The 18,630-nt window shown below is 69.4% G+C and carries 20 protein-coding genes and 1 tRNA gene; 15 read left to right on the top strand and 6 right to left on the bottom strand.

Translation table 11 applies throughout. The features are described from left to right. Positions 1 to 118: 118 nt before the first annotated feature. Positions 119 to 2,071 (bottom strand): galactose oxidase-like domain-containing protein, encoded by a 1,953-nt coding sequence (locus ACWGI8_RS19560; RefSeq protein WP_453662477.1) that lies wholly within the window; start codon positions 2,069 to 2,071, stop codon positions 119 to 121. Then, entirely contained in the window at positions 2,068 to 4,005 is a 1,938-nt protein-coding gene (locus ACWGI8_RS19555; protein ID WP_453662476.1) for a glycosyltransferase family 2 protein, read from the bottom strand. Before ACWGI8_RS19555 ends, ACWGI8_RS19560 begins: the two co-directional genes overlap by 4 nt. A gap of 535 nt (positions 4,006 to 4,540) precedes the next feature. On the opposite strand from ACWGI8_RS19555, the gene ACWGI8_RS19550 reads away from it, so the two are divergent. Next, positions 4,541 to 4,969 (top strand): helix-turn-helix domain-containing protein, encoded by a 429-nt coding sequence (locus tag ACWGI8_RS19550; protein WP_453662475.1) that lies wholly within the window; start codon positions 4,541 to 4,543, stop codon positions 4,967 to 4,969. A gap of 185 nt (positions 4,970 to 5,154) precedes the next feature. Next, entirely contained in the window at positions 5,155 to 5,415 is a 261-nt protein-coding gene (locus ACWGI8_RS19545; protein WP_453662474.1) for a hypothetical protein, read from the top strand. A gap of 83 nt (positions 5,416 to 5,498) precedes the next feature. On the opposite strand, the gene ACWGI8_RS19540 is transcribed toward ACWGI8_RS19545, so the two are convergent. Together ACWGI8_RS19540 and ACWGI8_RS19535 are read right to left on the bottom strand one after the other, a co-directional pair. Continuing rightward, the gene (locus tag ACWGI8_RS19540; RefSeq protein ID WP_453662472.1) at positions 5,499 to 5,840 is read right to left on the bottom strand and encodes a hypothetical protein; all 342 of its coding nucleotides are present in this window, start codon (positions 5,838 to 5,840) and stop codon (positions 5,499 to 5,501) included. A gap of 391 nt (positions 5,841 to 6,231) precedes the next feature. Next, positions 6,232 to 6,492, bottom strand: coding sequence for a hypothetical protein (locus ACWGI8_RS19535; RefSeq protein ID WP_453662470.1), 261 nt, complete (start codon positions 6,490 to 6,492; stop codon positions 6,232 to 6,234). A gap of 342 nt (positions 6,493 to 6,834) precedes the next feature. On the opposite strand from ACWGI8_RS19535, the gene ACWGI8_RS19530 reads away from it, so the two are divergent. The 8 genes from ACWGI8_RS19530 to ACWGI8_RS19495 all read left to right on the top strand — a co-directional run bounded on the left by ACWGI8_RS19530 (position 6,835) and on the right by ACWGI8_RS19495 (position 11,071). Further along, the gene (locus ACWGI8_RS19530; protein WP_453662469.1) at positions 6,835 to 7,053 is read left to right on the top strand and encodes a hypothetical protein; all 219 of its coding nucleotides are present in this window, start codon (positions 6,835 to 6,837) and stop codon (positions 7,051 to 7,053) included. A gap of 30 nt (positions 7,054 to 7,083) precedes the next feature. Continuing rightward, positions 7,084 to 7,299 (top strand): hypothetical protein, encoded by a 216-nt coding sequence (locus tag ACWGI8_RS19525; RefSeq protein ID WP_453662468.1) that lies wholly within the window; start codon positions 7,084 to 7,086, stop codon positions 7,297 to 7,299. A 67-nt stretch (positions 7,300 to 7,366) separates the two neighbouring features. After that, entirely contained in the window at positions 7,367 to 7,744 is a 378-nt protein-coding gene (locus tag ACWGI8_RS19520) for a hypothetical protein (RefSeq protein ID WP_453662467.1), read from the top strand. Between the two features lie 60 nt (positions 7,745 to 7,804). Further along, positions 7,805 to 9,205, top strand: a complete 1,401-nt coding sequence (locus tag ACWGI8_RS19515; protein ID WP_453662466.1) for a hypothetical protein — start codon at positions 7,805 to 7,807, stop codon at positions 9,203 to 9,205. 60 nt (positions 9,206 to 9,265) lie between these two features. Continuing rightward, on the top strand, positions 9,266 to 9,952 hold the full coding sequence (locus ACWGI8_RS19510) for a hypothetical protein (protein ID WP_453662464.1): 687 nt from the start codon (positions 9,266 to 9,268) through the stop codon (positions 9,950 to 9,952). A 264-nt stretch (positions 9,953 to 10,216) separates the two neighbouring features. Continuing rightward, a complete protein-coding gene (locus ACWGI8_RS19505; protein WP_453662463.1) occupies positions 10,217 to 10,510 on the top strand; it encodes a transposase in 294 nt (97 codons plus the stop codon). Next, entirely contained in the window at positions 10,510 to 10,803 is a 294-nt protein-coding gene (locus tag ACWGI8_RS19500) for an IS3 family transposase (protein ID WP_453662462.1), read from the top strand. Before ACWGI8_RS19505 ends, ACWGI8_RS19500 begins: the two co-directional genes overlap by 1 nt. A 25-nt stretch (positions 10,804 to 10,828) precedes the next feature. Beyond that, positions 10,829 to 11,071 carry a hypothetical protein gene (locus tag ACWGI8_RS19495; RefSeq protein WP_453662461.1) on the top strand — a complete coding sequence of 81 codons (243 nt, stop codon included), beginning with the start codon at positions 10,829 to 10,831 and terminating at the stop codon, positions 11,069 to 11,071. 16 nt (positions 11,072 to 11,087) lie between these two features. Here ACWGI8_RS19495 and ACWGI8_RS19490 read toward each other — a convergent pair whose 3' ends face one another. Both ACWGI8_RS19490 and ACWGI8_RS19485 read right to left on the bottom strand, forming a co-directional pair. Continuing rightward, entirely contained in the window at positions 11,088 to 11,519 is a 432-nt protein-coding gene (locus ACWGI8_RS19490) for a helix-turn-helix domain-containing protein (RefSeq protein WP_453662459.1), read from the bottom strand. Positions 11,520 to 11,642: 123 nt separating this feature from the next. Beyond that, positions 11,643 to 11,716, bottom strand: a tRNA-Lys gene (locus tag ACWGI8_RS19485). A gap of 153 nt (positions 11,717 to 11,869) precedes the next feature. On the opposite strand from ACWGI8_RS19485, the gene ACWGI8_RS19480 reads away from it, so the two are divergent. The 5 genes from ACWGI8_RS19480 (at position 11,870) to ACWGI8_RS19460 (ending at position 18,479) form a co-directional block, all read left to right on the top strand. Next, a complete protein-coding gene (locus ACWGI8_RS19480; protein WP_453662458.1) occupies positions 11,870 to 13,417 on the top strand; it encodes a peptidoglycan-binding protein in 1,548 nt (515 codons plus the stop codon). Positions 13,418 to 13,470: 53 nt separating this feature from the next. After that, positions 13,471 to 15,456, top strand: a complete 1,986-nt coding sequence (locus ACWGI8_RS19475; RefSeq protein ID WP_453662478.1) for an SPFH domain-containing protein — start codon at positions 13,471 to 13,473, stop codon at positions 15,454 to 15,456. A gap of 123 nt (positions 15,457 to 15,579) precedes the next feature. Then, entirely contained in the window at positions 15,580 to 16,167 is a 588-nt protein-coding gene (locus tag ACWGI8_RS19470) for a lytic polysaccharide monooxygenase auxiliary activity family 9 protein (RefSeq protein ID WP_453662456.1), read from the top strand. A gap of 25 nt (positions 16,168 to 16,192) precedes the next feature. Then, positions 16,193 to 17,881 (top strand): AMP-binding protein, encoded by a 1,689-nt coding sequence (locus ACWGI8_RS19465; RefSeq protein WP_453662455.1) that lies wholly within the window; start codon positions 16,193 to 16,195, stop codon positions 17,879 to 17,881. Between the two features lie 154 nt (positions 17,882 to 18,035). Next, positions 18,036 to 18,479, top strand: a complete 444-nt coding sequence (locus ACWGI8_RS19460; protein WP_453662454.1) for a hypothetical protein — start codon at positions 18,036 to 18,038, stop codon at positions 18,477 to 18,479. Positions 18,480 to 18,630: the final 151 nt, after the last annotated feature.

The following is an 18,630-nucleotide window of genomic DNA, read 5'->3' as shown; positions in this document are numbered from 1 at the left end:
CTCCAATGGAGCCCCGCTGGGGGTCCCCCCACGCCCGCAGGGCGTAGGGGGAGATTGAGGCGCGGGGTCTGGGGCAGAGCCCCAGTTCGGGAAGGGGCGGGGAGGGGAAGGACGACCCCTACGGGACCTCCACCCACACGCCCTCCGAGGGCGTGCCCTTGTCGTCCGTCACGAACAGCATGTACCAGCCCGACGGCACCAGGGAGCGGTTCTTCGGCACGGTGACCCGGAAACCGTCCGCTGTCTTCGTCATGTCCAGTGCGATGGAACGCTGGTCGACATCGGTGACATGCGTGACCGCGCTGGGCCGCATCAGCTTGGCCGTCCTGAGCTTCGCCGCCTGCGGGCTCTTGAACATGCCCGACCCGCCGCGCTTGATCTTCTTCGGGCCTTGGCCGATCTCCGGCCGGGCGTCCCGGTAGAGATACGGCGGCGTGTAGATCTCGATCCGCTGCTCGAAGACGCCCGGCTTCGTGTTGGCGTCGTCGGCGAAGAGCGAGTCGGAGCCGAAGATCATCAACCGGCCGTCGGGCAGCAGCACCGACCCCGAGTGGTAGTTGCGGCCCACCCGCGGGTCGGCCACCCGCTTGTACGTGCCCGACTTCGGGTCGTACGTCCTCGCCTCCAGGACGTTGGAGCCGCCGCGCCCGCGGTAGTCCTCGGAGCCGCCGGTGACCAGCACACTGTCGTCGGGCAGCAGCGAGGCGCTCGGGTAGCGGGTGCCCTTGTCCAGCGAAGCGCCGTCCTTGAAGCGGGGGTTCGGGTCCTTGAGGTCGACCAGCCGGGACTTCTCGCTGGACTTCTCGGACTCGCCGACCCCGCCACCGCCGATGACCATGAACCGCTGGTCCTGGGCGGGCGGCAGCATCACCGTCGCGGAGGTCTCCATCTGGTCCGGGTCGCTCAGCCCGGGGATCTTCTTGAACTTGTTCGTCTCCAGGTCCCAGACGCCCGGGTCCCGGCCGACGTTGGCCGGACCGTATCCGGCGTTCGAACCCGAATAGAAGAGCTTGCCGTTGTCCAACAGGAAGATCGCCGGGTACGTCGGGAAGCGGCGCTCGATCCCCGTGTACTCCCACTTCTTCGTCTTCGGGTCGTAGATCTCGTCCTTGCCGGGGACGATCTGCCCGATCTCGTCCAGACCGGAGAGGGAGAGGACCTTGCCGTCCTTGAGCGTGGTGAGCGTCGGGTACCAGCGGGCCTCGTTCATCGGGTCGACGGTGATGTACTTCTCCGCGACCGGGTCGAACTCGTAGGCCTCCTTGATGCCCTGGAAGTCCTTCTTGTCGAGGGCGAGCTTCTGCGCGATGCCGTAGACATTGCGGCTGTCGGAGCCCTTGAGGCCGTGCACCCGGTAGTTGTCCTCGGTGCCGGTCTCGTGCGCCTTCCCGGACTCCTCGGCCTCGACGTAGATACGGCCGAGGCCTGCCTCGGTCCGCAGGAACCGGCCGGTCTGCGGGTCGAAGACCTTCTTCGCCTTCTCGACCAGCACCGGGTCCCTGGAGACGAACGTCTTGCCGTTCTCCTTGCCCGTGAACTTCGTGCCCGCGGGCAGGGTGATCGGCTTGTCCGGGTCCTCGTTGTGGACGATCATCAGGCCGCCGGCCTTGGTGACATCGCCCTTGAGCTTCTCGTACCGCTTGGTGCCGCCCGCGACCAGCAGCTTCCCGTCGGGCAGCTGGGTGTGTCCCGAGCAGAACATGTCCTTGGGCGTCGGTATCAGCTTGAAGTCATTGGTCTTGGGGTCCCACAGCACCGACTCGAACTTCTTCGCGTCGAAGTTCTTCTGGTTGTTGCCGGAGCCGGCGATGAGCAGCACCTTGCCGGTGTGCAGCAGGGCCGCGTGGATCGTGTTGATCTTGTACTCGGAGGGGACGTCGAGGAAGTCCCAGTGGCCGTTCTCGGCCTTGTACTCGGGCTTGTTGATCGTGTACTCGTGATACTGCTCCGAGCCGTACCGATAGAGGGCCGGCCCGTTGAACCCGGCGATCACCGCCACGACCGCCACGCCTATCAAAATCCGCCGGGCCCGGTTCTTTCGGTAGTTCGGCCGGACGGGAAGTGCGCTCATTTCTTACGTCCCCCAAGGGCGATCTGCATGGTCTGGTCGGCGGGGGCCCAATTGGGCTTCTGCTGCGGCTCATGGGCGGCCGGCGGCACCGGCCCGGGGGCCCCGCCGCGCGGGGCGCGACGCCGCCCCTTCCGCTTCTTCTTCTCCTCGCGGATTCCGTGCCGCCAGGCGAAGATGGGCGCCGCCGTGATCAGCAGGGCCAGAGCGGCCCAGGTGATCATCGCGGGGTGGTCGTGCCCGAAGTAGAACGAGGAGCCGAGCGAGCCGCCGAAGACCAGGATGAAGAAGAGGTGGATGCGGAACGTGCCGAAGAGGGTGTCCGGGCTGGACGAGTCGCCCTTGGGAGTCACCACGAAGCTGCTCTTGCGGCGCAGTACGGCGTCCATCAGCGAGCGGGCGTAGATCGGCGCGGAGAGCGCGGACATCACCATGCCGGCGAGGCCGCCAGAGCCCTCCGGCTCGTGCGGTGAGACGTTGTGGCGGCGGTTCCAGATGTAGAGGCCGATCTGCAGCGCCGAGGCGTTGCCGTACAGCATCATCCATATCGCCGGGTCGATCTGCACACCCGAGGCGCCCATGCCCAGGAACAGGGCGCAGCTCAGCGCCGCCAGGATCCAGTTGAGGGCGGACATCGGATAGAAGATGATCATCATCGTGTAGTTGAAGAGCTTTCCGGGCGGCAGCGTCCCGAAGCCCTTCCAGTACTGCTTGAGGATCGTCTCGTACGTACCGCGCGACCAGCGCAGCTGCTGGGTGAAGAAGTCGGTCCAGGCGGTCGGGCCCTCACCGACGGCCAGTACGTCCGGGGTGTAGACGGAGCGCCACTTGTTGCCGGTCCCGGGGTTGCGGTGGCGGTGGATCTCGAAGCCCGTCGCCATGTCCTCGGTGATCGAGTCGTACAGACCGCCGATCTGTTTGAGCGCGGAGATCCGGACGGCGTTCGAGGTGCCGACGAACATGGGTGCGCCGTAGCGGTTGCCCGCGCGCTGGATCAGCGCGTGGAAGAGGAACTGCTGGGACTCGGCGGCCTTGGTGACGAACGTGTCGTAGTTGCCGTAGACCTGCGGGCCGATGACGAAGCCGACGTCCGGGTCGCGGAAGTATCCGAGCATCCGCTCCAGATAGTTCGGCAGCGGTACGTGGTCGGTGTCGACGGACGCGAAGAAGTCGTAGTTGCCGCCGTGGGCTTCCAGCCACGCGTTGTAGTTGCCGTGCTTGGTCTTGGCCCGGTGGGGGCCCTTCGCCTGGTTCCACTTGGCGACGCCCTTGCGGGAGAAGTGGTGGACCCCGAGGCGGGCGCAGACCTCCTTGACGGCCGGGTCGTCGCCCTCGTCGAGCAGCCAGACGTGCATGAGCCCGCGGTGCCGGATCCTGACCGCGGCCTCCAGCGTCTTCGTCACCATCTCCAGGGGCTCCTTGCCCGGCACGAAGGAGGTGAGGAAGGCGACCCGGGTGCCGCTCTCCGGCACGACCGGGACGGGGTCACGGGCGACCAGCGTCGCGTGCGCGTTCGACAGCACGTTCATCGTGCGGAAGAGCTCGATCAGGCCGATCGAGACGAGCATGACGACGTCGAGCCACAGGAGGAGGTCGTTCTTGAGGTTCGGGTCGCGCTCGGTCCAGTGCTGCGGCTGCATCAGCCAGGCGAAGAGGCCCAGCGAGACGAGCGGCGCGGCACCGAGGAGCAGCGCGGCCCGGATGCGGTGCGGCTCCTGCGAGAGCAGGGAGCGGTACTGCACCTTGTACGGTTTCGAAGGGTCGGGCTGGGTGAGCGGGCCGGCGAGCCGGCTGTAGTGCTCGTAGTCGTACCGTGGCAGCGCCTTCTTGGGGCGCAGCCGGTGCCCTCCCGTCATGAGCTGCCGGGGAACCCGAAGCTGAGTGGTCCGGGAAGGGTCGTTGTCCTGCTGCCGGGCGCCGTTCGGCGTCGACGTCATGAGTCATCCCCCCGCACGCCTGCTGGCTGCGTGATCGTTCGGTCATGTGGTCCGGACCGGGGCTCCCCTTGGCCAGCCGTCCCGGACGCATCAATGGCAGGCCGCCGTCCCCGTAGACAAGAAACGGAGGCCTTCCGGTTGCATGATGCCGGTCGCGGCATCCGTTCGTGAACGGGGCCCCCACCCCGTGGTCGAAGCAACCGGAGAATCCCGCTCGAACTCCCCCAAGTGGTAACTGTTTGAGTCCGTCGCCCTCCCATGGGGGGCGGCGGACTCCAGAACAGGTTCTCGGAGAGGGGCCGTGATCGCAAGGGCGCCGGGACGGGCGGACCCGCGCCGGGCCGTGACCCGCCATGGCGTGAAGCGTTGAACCCATGGGTTGTGTTGCGGCAGCGGAGGCGACCGTGGAGCCCAATGTCCAACACCCTCGGACGAATTGTCCGGACGGGTTGGACGCTAGCTTGTCCGGTGCCTCCCTGCAAGTCGGGTACGGGAGTTTTGGCCAACCGGCGTGTCAGAAGGAAGAATCTCTCGCGTGGCCAATGCACTGCAGGTTTTGGTGAAGAGCCGGCTGGAGCAGCAGGGCTGGTCCTACGGTGACGTGGCCCGGCGCGGCGGCATCCCGCGTTCCACCGTGCATCACCTGGCCACCGTCGAGCGAGTGACCCGCATGCCGCAACAGGCCACCCTAGAGGGCCTCGCCAAGGGGCTGGAGCTGCCCCTGGACTCCGTACGCAGGGCCGCCGCCGAAGCCTGCGGGATCCACCTCTACTTCGAGGAACCGGCCGACACCACCGCCGACCCCGAGGTCGCCACCCTCATCGCCAGCGTCCAGCGACTGTCCACGGCCGACCGCCGACACGTCACCGCACTGGTCGAATCCCTCCTGCGCAACGCCACCAACCCCGGCCCCGACACCAGCCCCGACGCCAACGCCGACTCCGGTTCCCGCGAACACTCTTGACCGGGGACTTCGGCTCCTGCGAGCACTCTTGACCGGCGACTTCGGGTCGGCGGTGCCCAGGACATATCCAGTGATGCATATGTCCTGGCGAAACAGTAGATCAGGCTAGAAATGGGCTTGATTGGGGCTATCCTCTCCCCCGCGGGTGGGATGAACCGCCCGGGGCCTCCGCGAGAGGGGTGCACGTGCTTGTCGTTCCAGGGGCCTCTGCGACCGCCGTCGTCCGCGACAGGACGGGAGAGCCGGTGGTGCTGCTCTCCGGTGAACTCCCCACAGCCCTCACCCCCTCCGGCGTGAACGAGCTGCTGAATCTGGCAGCGGCCGTACTGAGCGCCGAGGAGCTGGCGCTCTTCCGGAGCTGCCTCGCGGCGCTGCGCTACGGCGAAAGACTCGAGGAAAGGCGTATCGAGGTGAGCGGCGCCGTGCTGACCATCTACCGCAGCTGACCGCGGAACAGCACAGGGCTCCCGGGAGTCCTCCCGGGAGCCCTTGCTCGGTTCCGGCCCGAGCGAGACCGGATCAAGCCGGATCAGAAGGGGCGATAGCAGTCTCTCTCGTAGTCCCACCTGTACCCGTCGTGGTTGCGGTACCTCCCATAGGAGTTGTGCCAGTACGCCCTGTGCGTACCGCGGCGGTCCCAGCGGTCCCAGCGGTGGCGGCAGTCATCGCCCCACCGGTTCCAGCGGCGGTCCCAGCCGTGGTGCCGGTGCCGCCGGTGGTCGAAGTCGCCGCACCAGTCGTCGAAGTGGCGAGCGCTGTTCACCGTCACAGGCGAATGGGTCGGGGCGGCCATGGCCGTGCCCGTCAGGGGGATGACGATCGCGGTCACGGTCAGGGCCGCCGTCGCAGCGGCGCGCGCGAAATTTCTCACCACGTTTCTCCTCGGTTCGATGGATTTCCTGTGGCCCTCCGGACGTTACTCGGAACCCGTACTCGGCTCATTCGTGAAATCGGGCCGTGAGGGCTTGTCGGCGCATGGCCGACTTCTGCACGCGGCGCGCCGAAAAGCTGCCCTGAGCTTTGCTCATGAAGATGTCAGGAATTGCGGAAGGTGATGCCGGGAAACACTCGCCGGAGTGACTGAACTGCGGTGTGTTGGAGGTCGGTTGCGGACTTCGCCGGTTTTGCGAAAAGGCTTCGACGGTGCACCGTGTTGCGCGTTGAAGAATTTGCCTTGTTTGCCGTTCAGGTGGGGCCGGGCTGCTGGAAGTCCCGGTGTCGAAAGATATTCCGCCCCGTGTTTTGCGTAGTCGGTTCCGTGGTCAGTTGCGGTAGATGGTCAGCACGGCGCCGCTCACCTCGATACGGCTTTCCTCGAGTTTTTCGCCGTAGCGCAGCGCCGCGAGGCAGCTCCGGAAGAGCGCCAGCTCCTCGGCGCTCAGTACGGCCGCTGCCAGATTCAGCAGCTCGTTCACGCCGGAGGGGGTGAGGGCTGTGGGGAGTTCACCGGAGAGCAGCACCACCGGCTCTCCCGTCCTGTCGCGGACGACGGCGGTCGCAGAGGCCCCTGGAACGACAAGCACGTGCACCCCTCTCGCGGAGGCTTCGGGCGGTCCGACCCGCCTCGGGCCACGAGAGAATAGCCATCGGGGGCCCTGGCGTTGCCGGTTGGAATGCGCCGGACTGGGCCGATCGGGTGAGGCTGCGTACGCGTCGGCGTCTGATGCGGTCTCACCCGCCACCTCTCCCGCCTGCTGGTTTCCCGGATGTGTGGCACGCGCCGCCGGTGAGCGGGATGTGCGAGTCGCTTGTCCGGAGTGGCCCGGCGCCCTACTGTCCAACCTCGTCAGACAGATCGTCCGGCATGGATGGACGCCTTCGGGATCGGACGCAGTCCTCCATGCCCTTCGTGCAAAGGACCCCACATGCTTGGCATTCGAGAGCTGGACGCCGAGGCCGCCGCGGAGCTGCTGCCCGGTCGCGAGGCCCTGGGCCGGCTCCGGTTCAACTTCACCAGGACCACGAACGTGAGCGAGCGCATCGCCTACGTCAACGCCCACAACGAGTCGCTCGCGGCCAACGTCTGCTCCCCGGACGCCATCGCGTCGTCCGGGGCCGCCCAGTCCATCAGCGTCAGCCAGTAGCGGGCGCTTCATTCCGAGAAGGGTTTCACCATGAACGACGAACAGCTCAATGCCGAGGCCGCCGCGGAGCTGCTGCCCGGTCGCGAGGCCCTGGGCCGGCTCCGGTTCAACTTCACCAGGACCACGAACGTGACGGAGCGCATCGCCTACGTCAACGCCCACAACGAGTCGCTCGCGGCCAACTTCGACTCCCCGGACGCCATCGCGGCGTCCGAGGCCACCCAGTCCATCAACATCAGCCAGTAACAACGCCCGGAAGTGTGCGGGCCGCGTTCTTGGGGGCGCGGTCCGCACCGGGAGGAAGAGCAGGGCGGTGACCGAAAGCCAAAGGGTTCACCCCGGTCCCGTGGGGGCGGCGGCCTGCGACCCGGACGAAACGTTTCCCTCGTATGAATACACGGAGATACTGTTTCCCGTTCCGCGGCTCGGCGCGGGACTCCAACTCCTCGGCGAATACCAGGGATCCGGTTCCAAGGAACGCAAGTACCTGGTCCGCCGAGGAGACGGGCAGGTCGTCCAGCTGTCCCGGTTGCTCTACCTGGTGACCGAAGCCGTCGACGGCGTACGGGACACCGAGACCATCTCGCACCGGGTCAGCGCCCGCTTCGGGCGTGAGGTCAGTGCGGACAACATCGAGTACCTCATTGAGCAGAAGCTCGAACCGCTCGGTGTCACCGTCCCCTTCGGCTAGGAGAGCGACCAGGTCGCCGGCCCCACCACCGATCTCCTCCTGGTCCTCAAGGGCCATCGGGTGATCTTCCACGAGCGGCAGGTCGCCCGTATCGCGAAGGCGCTCGCATGGCTGCACCGGACACCGGTGGTGGTTCTGGTGCTGTCGGCAGTCGTATGCATGGATTTCTGGCTGTTCGCCGTTCACGGAGCCATTCAACCGGTGCTGCAGGTGCTCGAGCAGCCGGTGCTGATGCTTGCCGTCTTCGTGCTGATCGTGGCCTCGCTGGTCTTCCACGAATTCGGCCACGCCTCGGCATGCAGATACGGGGGCGCGAGACCGGGAAGCATCGGTTGCGGTCTCTTCCTGATCTGGCCCTCGATGTACACCGAAGTCACCGATGTCTACCGCATCGGGCGGGCCGGCCGGATCCGGACCGACCTGGGCGGGGTCTACTTCAACATCGTCTTCGTGCTGGGGCTCGCCTGCGCGTACTTCGTCACGGGTCAGCCGTTCTTCCTCGCCGCGATCTACCTGGTGCACTTCGAGATCATCGAGCAACTGCTGCCGGTGGTCCGGCTGGACGGCTACTACATCCTCGGCGACCTCGCCGGAATCCCCGACCTCTTCGGCAAGATCAAGCCCATCCTCCGGAGCATGCGGCCGGGCCGTCCGGTGCCTCCGGAGGTGGCCGCCCTCAAGCGTCCCGCGAGGATCATCGTCACGGTCTGGGTGCTGACCATGGTGCCGCTGATCGCCGCAGAGCTCGGTTACGTCCTGTGGAACCTCCCGCGCCTGCTCAGCACCAGCCTGCGCTCCCTGGCGGAGCAACTGGGCGGGACCTGGTTCGCCTTCTGCGACGGTCAGATCACCGCGGGACTCGTCGGCGTCGTCGGAAGCTTCATGCTCATCTGCCCCCTGGCCGGCGCGGCGTACCTCACCGTACGCCTGGTGGGGCGACTCGTGAGGGCCACCGCCCGCGCCACGGAGGGCAACACCCGGCTGCGCCTGGCCATCTGGGGCGGCGTGGTGGCGGGAGCCGGCGCACTCTGCGCGGCGTGGCTGAGCGGCATGACCCCCGAGGTACTGCCGCGGCAGCCACCCATCACCCCCATCCTCCAGCCCGGCGTCCCCGTGATCCGCCCGACGGCACCGGCCCCCGCCGCAGCGCGGCCGAGCCCTGCCCCGCCGGACTCGTTCGCCCCCACCAGCTCGCCGCCCGAGGCGGTCCCGTCCGAGCCCACCCCGGACGCCAGTGCTTCCGGCGAGGTCCCCACCGCGAGCGGCTCCCCGTCCGCGAGCCCCGTGCAGGTCGCTCCGGATCCCCCGCGGACGAGCCCGACGCCGAGCATCAGCCGCACCTCGGCGTCACCGTCGCCGTCGGCCAGTGTCAGCTCTTCGCCCGGGACGCCGAGCCCCACGCCATCCGGATCCTCTTCGCCCTCGGCGACACCCTCGGAGTCGCCGAGCGACCCGGACTGACAGCCCCTCCTCCCCATCGAGAACCCCGATTCCTCCCGTACGTCCGCAAAGGAGCACCCAGTGACGCACCGAAAGCCACGTACCAGCCGAGCAGGCCGCAAGGCCGCGCGGCTGGGCATGCTGGCCGCCGCCTGCATGGCCGGCTTCGCCACCGCGAGCCCGGCCGGAGCGACATCGTCCGCATCGACGGTCACCCACCATGTCGGCATCGCGGTGGACGAAGCCCATGCGAAGGCCACCCCCAGGCATCGCGTCGACTACGACGACGAGTTCGCGATCCATGAGCTCGGAACGCGCGTCGGCGTCGGTGCCCGCAACAAGGCGGTCGCCCGCTCGGTGGGCTGCTCGCTCGACAACCCGTGCCGGTCGATCGCCCTGTCCTTCCAGGTCGTCACCACGACCGGAAGCATTACGCACCTCAACGCCACGAACACCAGCCGGGCGGTCAACGACCACTGCGAGGGCTGCCAGACGTTCGCCGGCGCCTACCAGTTCATCGTCTCCACCCCGTACTCGTTCACCTTGAGCCGCTCGGCCCGGAACGAACTGGCGCTGCTCGAAAGGCGGCTGGGCGAACTGGAGCGGAGCCGCGAGGCGATCCACGTCGTCAAGGCCCGCGCCGATTCCCTCGCCGCCGAGGTCGTGACCGTGCTCAGGGAGGCGGTGGCCGCCGCACCACGTGGCGCGGACGTGAACCCGCTGAGCAGCTTCCGGCCCACCGTCACCATGCGGCGTCACATCGACTAGGGCCTGATCCAAACGACAGGCCCTAAGGGCTGTCCGGGCGAACTTGCTCGGCTCGCGGCTCCGGCCCGATCCGCCGGACAGCCTGGGCCCTGTCCGGCCGATCAGGCCGGACGGGCCCTGCCTTTCTCCGTGCCGAACCTCGGCGTCTCCCGGCCCGGGGATCCGATCCCCGAGCCGGCAGCCGGACCTCGTCTCCCGTCTCCCGTATCTCCCGTCTCTCGTCTCCTGTCTCCCGTCTCCCGTCTCCCGGAGGGAAGGCCATCCATGAGCCACCCACCCGAGCTGCGTCGTCGGGCCCTCGACCTGCTCGCTGTAGGCGAGCCCGTGAAGAAGATCGCCGTCGATCTCGGCCTCGGCGAGCGGACGATCTACCAGTGGCGTCGCAGATACCTGCCGCACCTCCGGAGCGGGCGGTCCGTCCCGCACGGCGGGGCGGAACTCAAGGCCGCACGCAAACGCATCATGGAGCTGGAGACCGAGCTCGCCGTCCTTCGGCGCGCGACCGAGCTGCTGTGTGACGCGACGTCCCCAAAAGGCGATTCGGGGCGGTACACGTGATGGCCTGTGAGGGTCTGCCCGTGCGGGTCGCCACGAGTGCCCTGGGAGTGACCGAGTCCGGGTACTTCACCTGGCGCTCCCGCCCTCCGTCCGCGCGGTCCGTCCGCCACTCCTGGCTCACCGAAGTCATCGCCGCGATCCACGCCGCTTCGCACGGGACCTATGGATACCGGCGCATTCGTGACGAAATGACGCTCAGGCACGGCATCGCGGTCAGTCGCGGAACAGTGCAGCTCCTGATGCGCCGGGCCGGCATCCAGGGTGCCGGCGGGCCTTCGAGGCTTCGTGCCTGAATGAGAGAGCGATTGGAGCACGATCATGGAATATCCAGCATTCCCGACGCCCCCGCTGTCCATCTCCGCATTCCTGCGCCCTTACCTGCGCGTGGGGGAGGATCTGCCGGCGACGCAGGCACACCAGGTGATGCTGCACTGTGCGTTGGACGCGGCATGTCTCCCCGTACGGTTGACCGACACCCATGCCGTCGCCCGGATCGCCGAGCTCGACTACCGGACGGTGAACGCCGTGATCGGCTGGCTGCGGGCCCTGAGCGAGCGGTGAGCGCCCGAAGCCTTGCTCAGCCGGCGTCGGGGACGGTGTCGGAGTCGGCGTTGGCGTCGGGGCTGGTGTCGGGGCCGGGGTTGGTGGCGTTGCGCAGGAGGGATTCGACCAGTGCGGTGACGTGTCGGCGGTCGGCCGTGGACAGTCGCTGGACGCTGGCGATGAGGGTGGCGACCTCGGGGTCGGCGGTGGTGTCGGCCGGTTCCTCGAAGTAGAGGTGGATCCCGCAGGCTTCGGCGGCGGCCCTGCGTACGGAGTCCAGGGGCAGCTCCAGCCCCTTGGCGAGGCCCTCGAGGGTGGCCTGTTGCGGCATGCGGGTCACTCGCTCGGCGGTGGCCAGGTGATGCACGGTGGAACGCGGGATGCCGCCGCGCCGGGCCACGTCACCGTAGGACCAGCCCTGCCGCTCCAGCCGGCTCTTCACCAAAACCTGCAGTGCATTGGCCACGGGAGGGTTCTCTCCTGCTAGCGACGGGTTGACGCGTACGGGTGAAGCCGAGTCTAGCCCGGACAAACGCGAAAGGGCGTCCTCGGAAGCCGAGAACGCCCAGGTCAGCGACCTAATCGCTAGTGCGCCGCCAGGGACTCGAACCCCGGACCCGCTGATTAAGAGTCAGCTGCTCTAACCAACTGAGCTAGCGGCGCCTGCTGACCTGGAGAACTTTACCCGACCTCCGCGGGTGCTCCCGACCATTTCCTTGAGCGTTCCGGCCTGTCGGATGGTCGTTTTTTATCTTTGCTCCGTCAAAATGCACTTTGTCATGACGAATGAGTCTGGTGAGTGTGGAGGGGCAACGGATGAGCGTTCCGGTGTTCGAGGAGTACGAGCCCGCCGCCGACTGCGCCTGCCCGGGCTGCGCCCAGCAGCGGCGGGCCCTGGCCCGCGCGCTGCCGGTGGCGGCCGGCGGGCACCCCGCCGCGCACGGTGCCCGCCGCGCTCTCGTGCTGGTCACCGCGGCGGGAGCGGTGCTGAGTGGCGGAGCGGCGAGTGCGCTGGCTCCCCCGGGGGACACCGGCTCCCCGCCCGCAAAACCCGAAGCGGCAGTACCGGCGACAACCGGCCCTGCGGGCGCGGTCCGGCCGAGGGGTCCCGCCGTGGAGAAGGAGCCGGAGAAGGGACCGGAGAAGGGGCCGCAGAAGGAACCGCAGAAGGAACCGGCACCGAAGCCGGTCAAGGAGCCGGAGCCGGTCAGGGATCCGAAGCCGGTCAAGGAGCCGGAGCCGGTCAAGGAACCGGAGCCGGCCAAGGAACCGAAGCCGGCCAAGGAACCGGAGCTGGACACCCCGCAGGGTGGACAGGAGCCCCTGCACGGCCGCCCGGCGCCCGGCCAGGCCGGGACGTCGAACCTGCGCAGAATGGCGCGCGCCGACATCATGAGCCGCGCCAAGCTCTGGGTGGACGCCAAGGTGCCGTACTCGATGAGCAAGTACTGGTCGGACGGGTACCGGCAGGACTGCTCGGGCTTCGTCTCGATGGCGTGGAACCTGCCGGGCAACGAATGGACCGGAAGCCTGGCCCAGTTCGGTGTGCGGATCGACCGCAAGGATCTGCAGCCCGGTGACATCCTGCTCTTCCACAACCCGGACAATCCGTCCAATGGGTCGCACGTCACGATCTTCGGCGGCTGGACGGACTTCACGCACACCCACTACTTCGCCTACGAACAGGCGAAGCCGCACGCCCGGAACCGGGTCACGCCGATGGCGTACTGGACCAACTCCAACCGCTATGTGGCCTACCGCTACAAGGCGCTCACGGACGACACCACCGCCGACGCGCAGAGCCCGGACGCGCTCCCGGCCCCGTTCCCGGGCCTGTTCCCGGGCGCGGGCCTGTTCGAGCCCGGCACCGAGAACTTGTACGTCAACCAGCTCAGGAGATTGCTCGTGGCGCAGGGCTTCGGCAAGTACTACACATCCGACCCGGGGCCGCGCTGGAGCGAGGCGGACCGGCGGGCGACGCAGGCGTTCCAGCGTGCGCAGGGCTGGACGGGCGCGGAGGCGGACGGCCTGCCCGGACTGGACACCTGGCGCCGGCTCCTGAACGGCGCGAGCGGCGCGAGCGGGAACATCCCGCGCGTGCGGGCGGCCGGACCGGCCGTCTCCGTACCGGGCTACCCGGGGCGCGCGCACTTCCGCCCCGGCCGGTCGAACCCGTACGTCGAGAAGCTCGGCCGGCAGCTGGTGAAGCGAGGCTTCGGCAAGCACTACACATCCCCTCCCAGCCGGCACTGGACCGAGTCGGACCGCCGCGGCGTCGAGGCGTTCCAGCGCGCCCTGGGCTGGCGCGGCAGAGCGGCCGACGGCTACCCCGGCCCCGACACCTGGCGGCGGCTCTTCTCATGAACCACAACCTCGATGCGCACCAACCCCGCGAGGAGGCGGCTCCGGTGACTCCCATGACTCCCTACCCCGAGGACCCTCCGCGTCCGCCCCTCCCGCTCACCCGGCTGAGAGGCGCGTCGGTCTCCGTGCACCAGGCGGGACTTCCGGTCTCGGGCGCGCTCGGCGATCCGACCGGTCCCGGTGACTCCGTCGGTTCCGGCGGTCCGTCCGAGATGTTCGAGGCATTCGACCCGCTCGACACACTCGGCCCGCTCCACCCGCTCGACCCGCTCGACGCATTCGACCCGCTCGGCGCACTCGACGTTCCGTCGGACGGGTACGCGCGCGGGCCGTACGCGGCCGTCGGCGTGTACGGCGTGCTCGCAGGTCAGGCGGGCGCCGGTGCGGAAGCCGGGCCGCCCTGCCCCGGCGAGAACCCCCACGCCCACGCCGACGCCGACGCCCACGTCGGGGCCGCCGCGGAGGCCGTCGGCACGACCGAGCCCCTGACCAGGACCCAACTCCTGACCAAGACCGAGACCAAGCCCGCGGTCGAATCCGCAGCCGAGACGGAGGCCGAGTCGCTGGCCGACACGGAGGCCAAGGCGGAGGTCGAGACGCTGGCCGACACGGAGGCCAAGGCGGAGGCCGAGACGGTGGCCGAGGCGGAGGCGGTGGCCGAGTCGCTGACCAAGGCGGAGGCCGAGACGGTGGCCGTGACACTGGCTGAGGCTGAGGCCGACACGGAGGCCAAGGAGGAGGCCGGCGAACTGCGGGCCGTCGGTGCGAGCGACGGCGTGCCGGGGCCCATTGTCTTCGAGCGGCAGCTCAGCGGAGTGGGCGGGCGGCGGGCTGTTGTGATCGGGAGTGAGACCACCGGTCCGATTCCCGCGCATCTGCTCTTCCGCGATTCCGCCAGGACTCCCGACGGCTCCGCGGCCGGGCCGGGCGACAGCTCCGCCGACGGCGGCGAATGGGCGGACTGGGCAGGTAAGGCAGGCAAGGCAGGCAAGGCCGACGGAGGTGACGGGGGGCCCGACACCATCGCGATGGCGCGGGTGTCCCTGCCCACCGGACGACGGGCCACGACGACCCTCGTCGCGCCCAGCCGACGGCCCGCCCCGCCCGCGGACCCACGGCTGAACGAACGGCCGGGACCGGTCCTGCCCGGCTGGGCGGCCCTGCTCACCGGGGTCGCCGCCATGACCGGGTGCGCGGCCGTGCTGCACTGGGCCGGGGGCTTTCCCGGGGAGGTGACCGAGCTGTTCGGGCTGGCCGAGCGGCCGTACCACGCCCTGGGGTTCGGCCAGTGGGCGTTGCTCGCGCTCGGCGTCTCGCTCTTGCTCTTCTCACTGGGCGGGCTCGGCCGTGGCCGGGCCGGCCACGCCTGGGTGCTGACGCTGTACGGCGAGTACCGGGGGAGTGTGCGGCGCACCGGGCTGATGTGGGTCAGTCCGCTGCTGCTGCGCCGCCGGGTCGACGTGCGGCTGCGGCACTGGCGCAGCGAGCCGATGCCCGCGGTCGACTCGAACGGCACGTCGTTGCAGGTGGTCGTCCTCGTGGTGTGGCGGATCCGGGACACGGCCCGTGCCGTGCTCGGTGTCGCCGACCACGAGGCGTATCTGCGGGAGCAGGTGGAGGCGGCGACGGCCCGGGTGCTGTCCCAGCTCCCCGCCGACGCCTTCCAGGATCCCGCCACCTCGGGCTTCTCCGGGCCGATCCCCACTCTGCGCAACGCCGAAGCCGTCGGTGACTCGCTGACGAAGACCCTGTCGGCGGAGTGTGCCCCGGTCGGCATCGACATCTTCTCCGCGCAGCCGACGCGTATCGAGTACGCGCCCGAGGTCGCCCCCGCGATGCGCCGCCGTCGTATCGCCGTGATCGAGGCCGAGCAGCGCGACACCGTGCTCACCTCGGTGGTCGACGCCGTGGACGACACCGTCCAGCGGCTCACCAGGCGAGGCCTCGTGGAACTCGACGACTACGAGCGGAAGGCGCTGGTACGCGATCTCACCGTCGCGTTCTGCACTGCCAGGGCGGGCGGTGCAGAGGCCTCGTGATTGGTCTGGACATGTTCAACGCTCGTCAATAATCTGGGACTTGGTCTAGACCGGAATCCGCACGACCGCACAAGCGCGCAGCACGGCTCACAGAACTCCCCCACGTTCTCCAGGAGCGACAGGATGCGAAAGCGAATAGGCGCGGCCATGGTCGGCCTCGTGGTGGCGGGGACGTCCCTGCTCGCCACCGGCAGTGCCAGCAGCCACGGCTACACCGACTCCCCGATCAGCCGTCAGAAACTCTGTGCCAACGGCACGGTGACCAACTGCGGTGAGATCCAGTGGGAACCCCAGAGCGTCGAGGGACCCAAGGGCTTCCCGGCGGCGGGACCTGCCGACGGAACGATCTGCGCCGGCGGCAACAGCCGCTTCGCGCAGCTCGACAACCCGCGCGGCGGTGCATGGCCCACGACCAGGGTCTCGTCGGGGCAGAACTACACCTTCCGGTGGCAGTTCACGGCCAATCACGCGACGACCGACTTCAAGTACTACATCACCAGGAACGGCTGGAACCCGAGCCAGCCGCTCACCCGGGCGGCCCTCGACCCGCAGCCGTTCCTGACCATCCCCTACAACGGCCAGCGGCCGCCGACCACGCTCAGCCACTCCGGCACCCTCCCGTCGAAGTCCGGCCGTCATCTGATCCTGGCGGTGTGGACCATCAATGACACCCCGAACGCCTTCTACGCCTGCTCGGACGTTCAGTTCTGACACATAGTCAGTTACCGTGCGGCGCATGGGCGTCATGGGAAGGGCAGGGGCCACGAGCGCTACGACCGTCGCGGAACTCGTACAGCGCCAATGGGGCGACCACCGGGTGGGGCTGAGACACGAGGACCTCGTCCTCAGCCACCACCAGGTCGCCGCAGGCGCCGCCGCGCGGGCCGCGCTGCTCACGGAACTGCTCCCCCGGGGAGCCGAGCCACACCTCGGCATCCTGCTCGACAACACCGCCGAATTCCCGCTCTGGCTCAGCGCGGCGGCCCTCGCCGGGGCCGCCGTCGCCGGCATCAACCCGACCCGCCGCGGCGCCGAACTGGCCCGCGACATCCTGCACACCGACTGCCGGGTGCTGGTCACCGAGCGCGCGCACCTTCCCCTGCTCGACGGTCTCGAACTGCCGGGCGTGCGGGTGCTGGTGACCGACAGCGACGCATACGCCGGCCTCCTCGCGCCGTACGAGGGCGCGAAGCCCGGCGAGGCGACCGTCTCCACCGTGCGGCCCGGCAGTCGGCTGCTGCTCTACTTCACCTCGGGCTCGACCGGTGCGCCCAAGGCCGCGATCTGCAGCCAGGGGCGGCTCGCGGCGGCGGGGGAGTCACTCGTCCGCCACTTCGGAGTGCGACCTGAGGACGTGCACTACATCTGCATGCCCATGTTCCACGGGAACGCCGTGATCGCGGACTGGGCACCCGCGCTCGTGGCCGGGGCCTCGGTCGCCCTGCGGCGCCGCTTCTCGGCGTCCGGGTTCCTCGACGACGTACGGGCCTACGGCGCCACGTACTTCACCTACGTCGGGCGCGCCGTGCAGTATCTGCTCGCCACGCCCGAGCACCCCGACGACCGCGATCATCCGCTGCGGCTCGGCTTCGGTACGGAGGCGGGGGCGGTGGACGCCGCCCGCTTCGAGGCCCGCTTCGGGGTGCGGCTGGTGGAGGGTTACGGCTCCTCGGAGGGCGGCGCGGCGGTCCAGCGCACCCCGGACACACCGCGCGGCGCGATCGGGCGTGCCGCGCCCGGGGACGACCTCGCGGTGGTGGACCCGTCGAGCGGCGAGGAGTGCGAGGCGGCGTGGTTCTCGGGCGAGGGCCGCCTGCTCAACGGCGACCGCGCGATAGGCGAGCTGGTCAACCGGGGCCGCAACCCGTTCGAGGGCTACTGGCGCAACCCCGGTGCCGACGCCGACCGGCGGCGCGGAGGCTGGTACTGGACCGGCGACCTGTTCTTCCGTGACCCCGACGGCTTCCTGTACTTCGCGGGCCGCGCCGACGACCGCCTGCGGGTCGACAGCGAGAACCTCGCCGCCGCGGTCATCGAGAACATCCTGGCCCGCTGGGAGGCCGCCGCGGGCGTCGCGGTCTACGCCGTCCCCGACCCGGTCGCCGGCGACCAGGTGATGTGCGCACTGGCACTCCGCGAAGGCACCGTCTTCGACCCCTCCGCCTTCGCGTCCTTCCTCGCCGCCCAGCCCGACCTCGGCACCAAGATGCCGCCCCGCTTCGTCCGTATCGTCCCCAGCCTCCCCCTCACCGCCACCAACAAGATCCACCGCGCGGCCCTGCGCCGCGTGGCCTTCCGCTGCCCGGACCCGGTGTGGTGGCGCCCGCCGGGCGCCGCCGCCTACCGCACCCTGACCTCGCGGGACACGGCCGAGCTGCTCCGCCGGTACGAACACCACGGACGCCGCGACGTGCCGGACCGCTGAGCCGAACGGCGGCCCTTCACCGTCCTGTCCCTGCCGCCGGATGGCCGGATCTGCCCCCGCTACAGGCATGCCCTGGTGACGGCCGTGCCCCACCCAGGTACGAGTTGGGAAGGAATGTGACCCACGAGACCCAGGGGGGACGCCCGTGTCGTCGATGCCGCGCAGACATTTCCTGCAGACCGCCGCCGGAACCGCCGTCGCGGCAGCCGCGGTCCCCGCACCCGCCGAAGCACCGGCGCGGGCAGCGCCGCAGAGCGCCACGCGGCTCCGCCTCACCGCCGCCACCAACGGCGCCGCCACCCCCACCGGCCCGGGACCGGCCGCCCCGCTCGTCGCCGAGGTACAGAACATCGTCTGGCGGATCCCGCGCGACGGCTCGCCCGCCACCGCCCTCGTCGCCGGGGACCCGCTCACCGGCATCGACGATCTGGCGAAGGTGACGCAGGTCACGGTCGGCGGCCGGATTCATGACCGCAAGACGCTGGAGGAGCCTTACGTCGGTCCCGGCCGGCGGCGGTCCTCGGCGCGGTCGGACGCAGAGTCCCCGCAGTGGCGCGCGGTCGCCGAGCAGATGCGCCGGGACGGCTGCTGCGGCTGAGCGGCGGGTGACCGGACAGGGCCTTGGCGGCAGACACCGGCTGAGTGGCGGAAAACCACGAGAGGCCCTCGCAGTTGCGAGGGCCTCTCATGAGGTTGTGCGCCGCCAGGGACTCGAACCCCGGACCCGCTGATTAAGAGTCAGCTGCTCT

Source organism: Streptomyces sp. NPDC054841, from assembly GCF_053611045.1.
The sequence above is the reverse complement of the archived record's forward strand: the minus strand, read 5'-3'. Positions and strand labels throughout refer to the sequence as shown.

Bases quoted from the DNA above. Each gene is read 5' to 3' on its own strand.
- ACWGI8_RS19560 (WP_453662477.1), bottom strand. From the start codon at position 2,071: ATGAGCGCACTTCCCGTCCGGCCGAACTACCGAAAGAACCGGGCCCGG.
- ACWGI8_RS19555 (WP_453662476.1), bottom strand. From the start codon at position 4,005: ATGACGTCGACGCCGAACGGCGCCCGGCAGCAGGACAACGACCCTTCC.
- ACWGI8_RS19530 (WP_453662469.1), top strand. From the start codon at position 6,835: ATGCTTGGCATTCGAGAGCTGGACGCCGAGGCCGCCGCGGAGCTGCTG.
- ACWGI8_RS19525 (WP_453662468.1), top strand. From the start codon at position 7,084: ATGAACGACGAACAGCTCAATGCCGAGGCCGCCGCGGAGCTGCTGCCC.
- ACWGI8_RS19505 (WP_453662463.1), top strand. From the start codon at position 10,217: ATGAGCCACCCACCCGAGCTGCGTCGTCGGGCCCTCGACCTGCTCGCT.
- ACWGI8_RS19500 (WP_453662462.1), top strand. From the start codon at position 10,510: ATGGCCTGTGAGGGTCTGCCCGTGCGGGTCGCCACGAGTGCCCTGGGA.
- ACWGI8_RS19495 (WP_453662461.1), top strand. From the start codon at position 10,829: ATGGAATATCCAGCATTCCCGACGCCCCCGCTGTCCATCTCCGCATTC.
- ACWGI8_RS19480 (WP_453662458.1), top strand. From the start codon at position 11,870: ATGAGCGTTCCGGTGTTCGAGGAGTACGAGCCCGCCGCCGACTGCGCC.
- ACWGI8_RS19475 (WP_453662478.1), top strand. From the start codon at position 13,471: ATGACTCCCTACCCCGAGGACCCTCCGCGTCCGCCCCTCCCGCTCACC.
- ACWGI8_RS19470 (WP_453662456.1), top strand. From the start codon at position 15,580: ATGCGAAAGCGAATAGGCGCGGCCATGGTCGGCCTCGTGGTGGCGGGG.
- ACWGI8_RS19465 (WP_453662455.1), top strand. From the start codon at position 16,193: ATGGGCGTCATGGGAAGGGCAGGGGCCACGAGCGCTACGACCGTCGCG.
- ACWGI8_RS19460 (WP_453662454.1), top strand. From the start codon at position 18,036: ATGCCGCGCAGACATTTCCTGCAGACCGCCGCCGGAACCGCCGTCGCG.